Genomic DNA, 8,301 nt, shown 5'->3' with positions numbered 1-8,301 from the left:
TTATTGGCTTTGCGGGCAGGCTATCGACCGAAATAGTATTGGACATCGACTCGTTATTGTCCCGCAAAATCCGCCGCTTAGTGCCACGTGAAACATGTACTGCTGCATCATGGGGGTATGGTTGCTGATACCGGGGTCGTTCAAGCTCTTCTCTTCACTGATCATTCCGGGCGTAAGCGATTGTAGGCATGACGCAAATCCGCTTTTGTAAGCTCAACCTCAAGGCTGGACTTGCCCGCTCTCGTCCGGCCTTGTCCGCGAGTTTGGTGTAGGTGGCGGTCTAGGTCTACGCTGGCCTCGCCATGAGGAAACCGCCGCCCATCCTGACCCCACGAATTATCGCCGACATGCGCGCGGGCGAGGAGTGCGCCGATCCGGACCATCCGGGCTTGCGCGTGCGGCGCACGAACGCGGCGCGCGTGTTCTTCTATCGCTATCGGGCGCCCGACGACGCGCTGCGGGAAATCAAGCTGGGCGAGTTCGGTCCGATGACTCTGGCGGAGGCCCGCAAGGCGCTCGGCCGGTTGAAGCTCGAGCGCGAGCGCGGGGTCGATCCGCAGCTGCAGAAGCAGCAATCGCGCGCCGAAGCGCGGCGCAAGCGCGAGGCGGAGAGGCTTGCGCGGTATACCGTCGAGAAGCTCGTCGAGCATTACATCGAGGAGCGGCTGAGCAAGCAGAAGCGCGGCGTCGAGGGCGCACGGCTGCTGCGCCGTGAACTGGTGGCCAAGCTCGGCGACCGTCCCGCTGCCGCGGTGACGCGACGTGAGCTGCTAGACGCGGTGATCCGCCCTATACTGACTCGCGCACCACGATGCGGTACGTATCTGCTCGGACGGATTCGCTGCGCTTACACGCATGCGGCGGAGCAGGGGCGCCTGCCGGACGAATTCGTGCTGCCGACGCTCGGCATCAAAGGCGCACCTCAGGTGCGCCGGAAACGTGCGTTCACGGATGCGGAGCTCGCGACATTCGTGCGCTGGCTGCCGCACAGTCCGTACAGCCGTACCGTGCGCGACGCGTTGACTTTGGTCCTGCTCACCGGGTGCCGCTCGGGCGAAGTGGTGGCAGCGCGCTGGCGCGATATCGACGTGGAGCGTGCGGTATGGACGCTGCGCGAGACGAAGAACGGCGAGCCGCATGATGTGATGCTTCCTCGTCAGGCGATCGAGTTGCTGACCGCTCGCCGTACGCTAAACGAAGCGTTCGTGTTTCCGTCGCGCATGGACGGGCATCATGTCGGACAAAAAGCGCTCGGCCTGGCGCAATACGAAGCGCGCAAGAAGAAGGAAGCACGCCCGCGGCCGATCCTATCGAGATCGCGTGGACGGTGCATGATCTGCGCCGCACCGTTGCAACGGGACTGGCCAAGCTCGGCTGCCCTCGGGTCGTTCAGGACCGCATCCTGAATCACGTCGATAGCTCGGTGAGTGCCATCTATGATCGACATCGCTGCGACGGCGAGGCGCGTGTGTGGTTGCAGAAGTGGTCGGATCATGTCGACGCGTTACGCGTGAGCAACGTCGTCCCCCTTCGGGCGGCGTGAGCGAATCTGCTGCTAGTCATCCAGAATCGACGTCTTCGTCTTGACGAGTGGGTCGAGCCAGTCCGCTTTGCATGGTGCGCTGCCGGGCTAATTCCATCCCCCGCTTCTTCCGGCCGAGCGTACCGTCGCGGCATTGGCGGGTTGGATTCTCGGGGAGAGATTAGGCCGGTACACAGAATGTTCTCAAAACCGCTTCATCTGCAGCAAAAGACGCTACGTGACATCCCTCGCTCACCGACTCCCTGAAAATGCCTATCGCACTCGCTTGCGGACGATGCAGGTCAATTTGAAAGCTTGTTCATCGAGGCCGTCCGCGCTCAATCCACGCCTGCGCCTCTCCTAGGGTAATCCGATACCGCGCACAGTTGTACGGCGTGAGAGCATTGAGCTCGGCTTCAAGCATTTCCCTGAACGCGCCCGCTTCCTCTGGCGGCACGCTGATATCAGAGGCGACTTGCTGAAGTGACTGTCCGTCTCGGACGATTCGCTGCACAGCTTCACTCAAATGTTCGCGATGCCGCACGCGGAAAGCATCAGGCGATCCCATCGCCTCTAGTATCACCTGATACTTGCGGATCGAGCGTCGATACGTCCAGGCGAATAGCTCGGCGGCGATCGTGACATCGAGCAGTTCATAGACGCCCAGCATGGCCTTTGCATAATCCTGCGGGTCGACATCGAGGAAGGCAAGCGGCGCGCAGTTGTAAAGCATCAACGGAATATTGGCCGCTAGTCGGCTCGTGCGCTTGTTGCCATCCTCGAAGGGTTGCAGATAGGCCAGATTCACCCAGAGAAAAAACGCCGCCTCGATCGGATTCTTGATGTACGAGGCCTTGCCGACGATGAGCGAGGTCATCTCCTCGAGGAGTTGAGGGACCTGCGAGGGGACGTACGTCGTATGGGAGATGTTGACGACCTTGGTCCGAATCGCGCCCAGGCCGGCTGAGTCGGCCAGCAGGTCTTGCATGAGCAACGCGTGCAGATTGCGAATAACGCTGTCCGTGAGGCCGTAGCTGGGCACGGCGTCGACGAGGAACTCGATGGCGCGCTTGTGGTTGAGGAGCATGACGCCTTCCAGATCGGTTGGCGCAGCACCGCTCTTGAACAGCTCTTCCGTCGCGAGCAGGCTGTAGGTGTTGCCCTCCAGTCGCGAAGACGACCACGAAAGATCGATGAGGAGCTGTTCCAGCACCTTGCGGGCATAGGTGCCCGCTGGTTGCTGGCCTTGCATCCTTCCTTCCTGCGCCAGCGTCTCTGCCAGCTCGCGCGGCAACAGGAACGACTCATTGGGCGTGTAGTCGTCGACAAACCCACGCTGATAGGTAACGGGAGGGCGGAGGCCCAAGGGGCGGTCTAGGTGGTCGAAGACAGCGCGAGCCTGCGCCGACCATCCCGGCGAGACGGTGGCGGACACTCCGATCCCGGCCTGTACGGCCTCGATTGTGGGCACGTCGACCGGCGCCGCGAAGTATCGGGTGGCTCGAGCCTTGCCCTTGCGGATCAGGGCGTTTTGTTGGACGAGCTTGTCCAACAGGCGACCGACTGTCGCGTAGCTCCCGCCCACGTGAGCGTGAATTACGGAGGAAGACACACCGTCAAGGCCTTCGGCACGCAAGGCCTTGATGGCTTCGAGAATGTCTGCCTCGTTGAGCTTGCGCCGCATGGATAAGATTCCCCAGAATCTCCTCATAAATGAGGAGATACCAGAATGTACTCATATATGAGGAGATTTTCAAGATTTGAGGAGATCTAAATCTGATCGGCGTTCGGGCTCCCATGCAAACCTCGGCCACCGGCTTCGTTCGGTCGCCGCGCAGCGCGCGAGACCGATCGCAGCCATAGAGAGGGCCTTACTTTCGTGGGCGTCCCGCGATCGGTACCTTCTTGACGTGATGCTCGATCGCCTCGATCACCGTTCCCGGCAGCGGCAGATTCCCCTTCTCGGCCTGCCAGTGTTGGTGAAAGAGCGCGACCGTCGCGTGCGCGGTATCCAGCACGATCTTCTCCGGCAGCATAGCCTTCGCGGCCAGGTGCGAAAGCTCATCCGCCGAGAACGCGTCGAAGCGCTTGCTGCGACTGACGGTCAGCGCCGCGTTCTCATCCTTGAGATACGCGATCGTCGAAACAAAATCATAGGCCGGGGCGAGTGCTGCCGTGCGGCGATCGGGATAGATCATCGACCAGTTCTTCAAATGCATGTCGGCATTGCCGATCAGTATGTTGAACGTGAGACGCCGGACGAACTCGACGATATCGGCCTCGTCGCCCTCGCTCGCGATCACGCGGGCGATACTGCGCATGCTGGCTTTCTTGTACTTCTCTTCCGGGTAGACACCGAAGATTTGGGCGAAGTCCTCGACGTGCACGAGCCCACCGCCCGCAGGCAAACGGTCGAAACGCTCGATCACAAGGCCCGGTCCCTTGAGATCGCCAATGCCGTAGGGCAGATTGCGGATATCACGGAGCTCGACGAGCTTGAGCGCAGGTACGTCGATACCGACGAGGCGCGCCAGCGTCATCATGGAATATTCATTCTCCGGCACGTTCTCGAAACGCTGCGAGGGCAGCTTGACGATCCATGAACCGCCGACACCCTTAGCGGGAATGGTGAGGCCGCCGCTCGCTTCATTGACTGCAGAGAACTTGAGCTGCACACCGGCGAGAGAGAAGCGCAGCGCGTCTTCACGGTGATCGTCATGCTGATGATCGTCACCAGCAGCATCGGGTGGCCAGGCCTCGCCGTCGGCCGGTTTGATAGTGATGGCACCGGGCAGGTCCTGCCCCAGCACCCAGAGCAGGAAGAATTCACGGACGGCGCTGACGCCTGCGCGTTCCGCCAGATAGTCGCGCATGTGCCCTTCGGGCAGCAGGTTGGAGAAGAAAGGTATGACCCTGGTCTGGGTCGGCCGAAAATCCATGATCAAGCCGCCGAAAGCATCCTTGAAGCCGAGACTCAGGACTGGCCGCTGCGCGTCCGCGATGTAGGCCTCATTGAATGCAAACAGCGTCCGGTCACCGGCAACACGGGTGAGCGTGCCGATCGGCGCGCCATACAGCAGGACATCGAGAACAGAGACATCAGCCATGATCGTCCTCGTCGTCGAGCCTGTACGCCGGTTTCACGGTCTCGAGCCGTGGCAACGCGGCGGCGGAATGCGCGAGGTTGTTGCGCAGCGTTTGTAGCTCCGTGAGCGCGCGACGAAGGGAGTCGGTCGCGTTGGTGTTCTCGATCGCCCGAACCGCTTTGCGCAGCGCGCTCAAGGCGTCCAGGTTCGATCGATCGAGCTGGAAATTCGAGAGGTCGCGCAGATATCTCTGGAACTGCGCATACTCCTCGCTCGTCTTGTCGATCTGGGCAAGGCTGGAGAACTGTTGCTGTATGCGGTGCAGCTCCTTGAGCGCTGCACCGGCGTCGTGCGAAACCGCCACGGGCTCGCTTGCTCTCACCACCGACTGCACGGCGGATACCGCCTTGCGCGGCACCAGCGCGAGCTCCAGATCGAGCGCGCGGGCAAGTGCGACGAGGGTCGACGCCCGGAAGTCCGCCGCGCCATTCTCGATCTTGGAAATCCGTGTCTGTAGGACGCCTGATTTTTCAGCAAGCGCGCGCTGGCTCAGGCCCTTGCTTTCACGGGCGGCTTTGAGGGCCTTGGCAATGTCCTGATATTCGTAGCTCATCGATATACTTTACAGCATAGATATACTTATCGATGTCTCATCGTATATCAAATAAGGAAAATCCGCCAAACAGTACGCTCAAAACGATATTTATTATGGAGCTAGATATTGTTTGATATATCAAAATGGAGGCATCATGACCGTGGTGAAGTGGCGCATTATTCGTATTGCGCCAGATAAAGGTGGCCATTACTTGGCTTTTGCGCCATAAGAGCGCCAACTTGATTGCCGATTGTGTCGGTCCAAAATTTTGGACCGGAGGTGAGCTCGCTTGACGGTAGCGCTCGAGAAGCTGATCACCGAAGCCGCGCTCGCGAAGCTCGCCGGCCAGCGCTCGTTCGAGCGGGGCGTTGCGTACTTCGAAGACCGTGCCGTGCTCTCGCTCATCCAGACGGGCAGCGCGGTCAAAGCCCGCGTGCTCGGAACCGAGGAATACCGCGTGTCGTTACGCGCCGAGGGCTCCGGCCTGGGCTGGTCGTACACGTGTCCGATGGGCGACGAGGGCGAATTCTGCAAGCACGCGGTGGCTGCCGGGCTCGCCGGGATCGCGCGGAAGGGCATGGACGAAGAGCCCGGCCCCGATGCGGACCGCGACGATCTGGCGCGGATCCGCGCATACCTCGAATCGCAAAGCAGGTCGAAATCTTTTCTCGACGAGGGCGATATTGATGCGGCGCTCGGGGAAGCGAAAGCGGGCGACTGCACGGCTGAGCTGTGGCTGCAAATTGCCAGGGCGTGCGCGGCCACCCATCCGCAGGACGCGATCGGCATCTATCAGGCCCACGTCGAACGCCTCGTGGCGCGTGCGAACAACCATGCCTACGATGAAGCGGCAGAGCTCGCCGGCACAATCCGCAAGGTCATGAGCCGAATTGACGGAGAAGCGGCCTTCCCCGGGGTGGATCACGGAGCTCAAGGCGAAACATAGGGCGAAGCGGAATTTCGTGAAGCGGCTGGACAGTCTCAGGGCACTGTGAAGACGGTCGTCTTCGCCGCCCAAATTGCACGACAAGATAAAAGGGGACGGCACTGTTGTGCCGATTTTGATTGGTCTGCACGAGGGTTGCCGCGACACGCGAAATTTCAGGGGTTGTGCCGCGTGGTGCGTTAAGTTCGCGAGACCATTTAGGATGATCCGTGCATGGCACGCCTGAATGCGCCCTGGTGCGCCCGGCGTGCGTCATGGAATTGAGCTACGACGTGTAACGCGGGGGTACCCTCAGCTGTCCCTTGGCTTTGCCGAGCTTGGATCGCGCTGGTGGCCTTGCTTTCTACGCATGCATTCTCTTGTTAACGGTCTTTGACGGTTGCCGAAGCGCCGTGGAACCTATGCCTCGATGGCCCGGGGAACGGCGCTGCGGGAGAAGATATGGCACGCAAACAGCTCGAAGCGGCCGCGAGCAGGCGTGAATCGGAAGTCTTGACGTTCGGTGCACTGCTGGTGCTGCTCGGCCGGCGATCGAGACAGTCGATCTATGATCTGATGCGTCGCGATCCTTCGTTTCCGAGGCCGCGGCAGCTCGGCAGTCCGTTCTCGATCGGATGGCTACGGGAGGAAATCATGGAGTGGCTTGTCTCGTGCCCGCACGTTGAATTGAACGGGCTGGACGCGATAGAGCGCCGTAGAAGTGCAGGCGTTCAGCGCGCATTGACTCCCGCTTCCTGGAACCGGCGTGTGGCAGCGGCAACTTTCTCGTACAAATCCTGCGGCGCAAACTCGCTGCCGTGGAGCTCAAGTACGGCAGGTCCGACTTCGAGCGTCGGCACTACGCACTGCTCGCGCCAATGTGCATCTACGGCATCGAGCTGCTGCCCGACAATATCCGCGAGTGTCGCGCAAATCTACTAGAGATCCTCGCCGACTACCTGAAGCTCGTGGATTCGGACGAGCTCTATCGGGCTGCTACCTACGTGCTGTCGCACAACCTTGTGCACGGCGATGCGCTGAAGATGAGCACCAGCGATGATCAGCCGATCACCTTTGCGGAATGGGGCTATCTCGGCAAGGGCAAGTTTCAGCGACGCAACTTTCGCTTGGACGTTCTCACCGGCTCGTCGGCCTTCAGCGCGGAGGGCTCGCTTTTCGCCGACCTTGCGAAGCACGAGCTTTTTACGCCGACGAGGTCGTACCCGCCGATGACAGTGAGCGAGCTGGCTGCGCTCGGCAACGCTGCGGAGGTGACGGCGTGAGCACGCAAGCAGCCTTCACCCTTTCGGGCCGCAACCCGGATGTGCTCACCTGCATCGCCAACCTCTCCAACGACGAGGTGTTCACGCCGCCGGAGTTTGCCAACCGGATGCTCGAAACCCTTGCCGGCACGTGGGCGGCTGACCACGGCGGTGCAAATCTCTGGGCAGACAAGACGGTCCGGTTTCTAGACCCGTGCACGAAATCGGGTGTGTTCCTGCGCGAGATCACCAGCCGTCTCACCAAGGGCTTGGCTGCGGAGAGCCCGGACCTTCAGGCTCGAGTGGAGCACATCCTGACCAAGCAGGTGTTCGGCATTGGCATCACGCATCTGACGAGCTTGCTAGCGAGGCGAAGCGTGTATTGCTCGAAGCACGCCAATGGCGAGCACTCGATCGTGAGGGGCCTCACGAAAGACGCGGGCAACATCTGGTTCGAGCGACTGGAACATACGTGGGACGATTCAAGGTGCGTGTACTGCGGGGCGCCGCGAGGGATATTCGATCGTGACGAAGGGCTTGAGACTCACGCATACGCGTTCATCCATACCGACGACGTCAAGGCTCGAATTGCCGAGTTTTTGGAGGTGATATGTCGGCGCTTTCATCTCGCGCAGAATCTTCTGGGCGGAGACAACGCCTGGGTGTCGGCCCACGGCTTGTTCGATGGCCGCCAGCGCGGTTTCAGCAATTTGGTTGGCCAAACCGTTCGCCTTCCTTGCGTATAGGTTTGTATGCGCAATAATCAAGCGTATACGCAACGAATGTTGCGTATAGATTCCTGGTCAGCGCAGGGCTGCTTCGCTTCGCAGGGCTGCTTTGCTCAATAGAGCGCGGCTCGGCTCCGTGCGGCTCAAGCCGCTTCGAGCTTATGCGAGAACGTCGCGAGTGGA

Annotated in this window: 6 protein-coding genes and 2 pseudogenes; 5 read left to right on the top strand and 3 right to left on the bottom strand. The window is 60.8% G+C overall.

The window, feature by feature from the left end; translation table 11 throughout:
• The first annotated feature begins 302 nt into the window (after window positions 1-302).
• Complete coding sequence (locus GEV05_29380) at window positions 303-1,406, top strand: DUF4102 domain-containing protein (protein MPZ47402.1); 1,104 nt, start codon at window positions 303-305, stop codon at window positions 1,404-1,406.
• A 435-nt stretch (window positions 1,407-1,841) separates the two neighbouring features.
• Here the strand turns inward: GEV05_29380 and GEV05_29375 are convergent, their stop codons facing one another.
• The 3 genes from GEV05_29375 to GEV05_29365 all read right to left on the bottom strand — a co-directional run bounded on the left by GEV05_29375 (window position 1,842) and on the right by GEV05_29365 (window position 5,221).
• On the bottom strand, window positions 1,842-3,206 hold the full coding sequence (locus GEV05_29375; protein MPZ47401.1) for a Fic family protein: 1,365 nt from the start codon (window positions 3,204-3,206) through the stop codon (window positions 1,842-1,844).
• A 187-nt stretch (window positions 3,207-3,393) separates the two neighbouring features.
• Window positions 3,394-4,632 (bottom strand): type II toxin-antitoxin system HipA family toxin, encoded by a 1,239-nt coding sequence (locus GEV05_29370; GenBank protein ID MPZ47400.1) that lies wholly within the window; start codon window positions 4,630-4,632, stop codon window positions 3,394-3,396.
• Window positions 4,622-5,221 carry a helix-turn-helix domain-containing protein gene (locus GEV05_29365; GenBank protein MPZ47399.1) on the bottom strand — a complete coding sequence of 200 codons (600 nt, stop codon included), beginning with the start codon at window positions 5,219-5,221 and terminating at the stop codon, window positions 4,622-4,624. The genes GEV05_29370 and GEV05_29365 overlap by 11 nt, the downstream gene beginning before the upstream one ends.
• A 271-nt stretch (window positions 5,222-5,492) precedes the next feature.
• Between GEV05_29365 and GEV05_29360 the strand changes: the two genes are divergently transcribed.
• The 4 genes and pseudogenes from GEV05_29360 to GEV05_29345 all read left to right on the top strand — a co-directional run bounded on the left by GEV05_29360 (window position 5,493) and on the right by GEV05_29345 (window position 7,986).
• Window positions 5,493-6,149 (top strand): hypothetical protein, encoded by a 657-nt coding sequence (locus tag GEV05_29360; protein ID MPZ47398.1) that lies wholly within the window; start codon window positions 5,493-5,495, stop codon window positions 6,147-6,149.
• 441 nt (window positions 6,150-6,590) lie between these two features.
• Window positions 6,591-6,794: pseudogene (locus GEV05_29355) on the top strand (AlpA family phage regulatory protein).
• Window positions 6,795-6,868: 74 nt separating this feature from the next.
• Entirely contained in the window at window positions 6,869-7,411 is a 543-nt protein-coding gene (locus GEV05_29350) for an SAM-dependent DNA methyltransferase (GenBank protein MPZ47397.1), read from the top strand.
• Window positions 7,408-7,986, top strand: a pseudogene (locus GEV05_29345) (restriction endonuclease). Before GEV05_29350 ends, GEV05_29345 begins: the two are co-directional and overlap by 4 nt.
• The last annotated feature ends 315 nt before the right edge of the window (window positions 7,987-8,301 follow it).

Source organism: Betaproteobacteria bacterium (genome assembly GCA_009377585.1).
Lineage (GTDB): Bacteria > Pseudomonadota > Gammaproteobacteria > Burkholderiales > WYBJ01 > WYBJ01.
Note: the sequence above shows the minus strand (reverse complement) of the source record. Positions and strands in the feature narration are given on the sequence as shown.

Bases quoted from the DNA above. Each gene is read 5' to 3' on its own strand.
- GEV05_29380 (MPZ47402.1), top strand. From the start codon at position 303: ATGAGGAAACCGCCGCCCATCCTGACCCCACGAATTATCGCCGACATG.
- GEV05_29375 (MPZ47401.1), bottom strand. From the start codon at position 3,206: ATGCGGCGCAAGCTCAACGAGGCAGACATTCTCGAAGCCATCAAGGCC.
- GEV05_29365 (MPZ47399.1), bottom strand. From the start codon at position 5,221: ATGAGCTACGAATATCAGGACATTGCCAAGGCCCTCAAAGCCGCCCGT.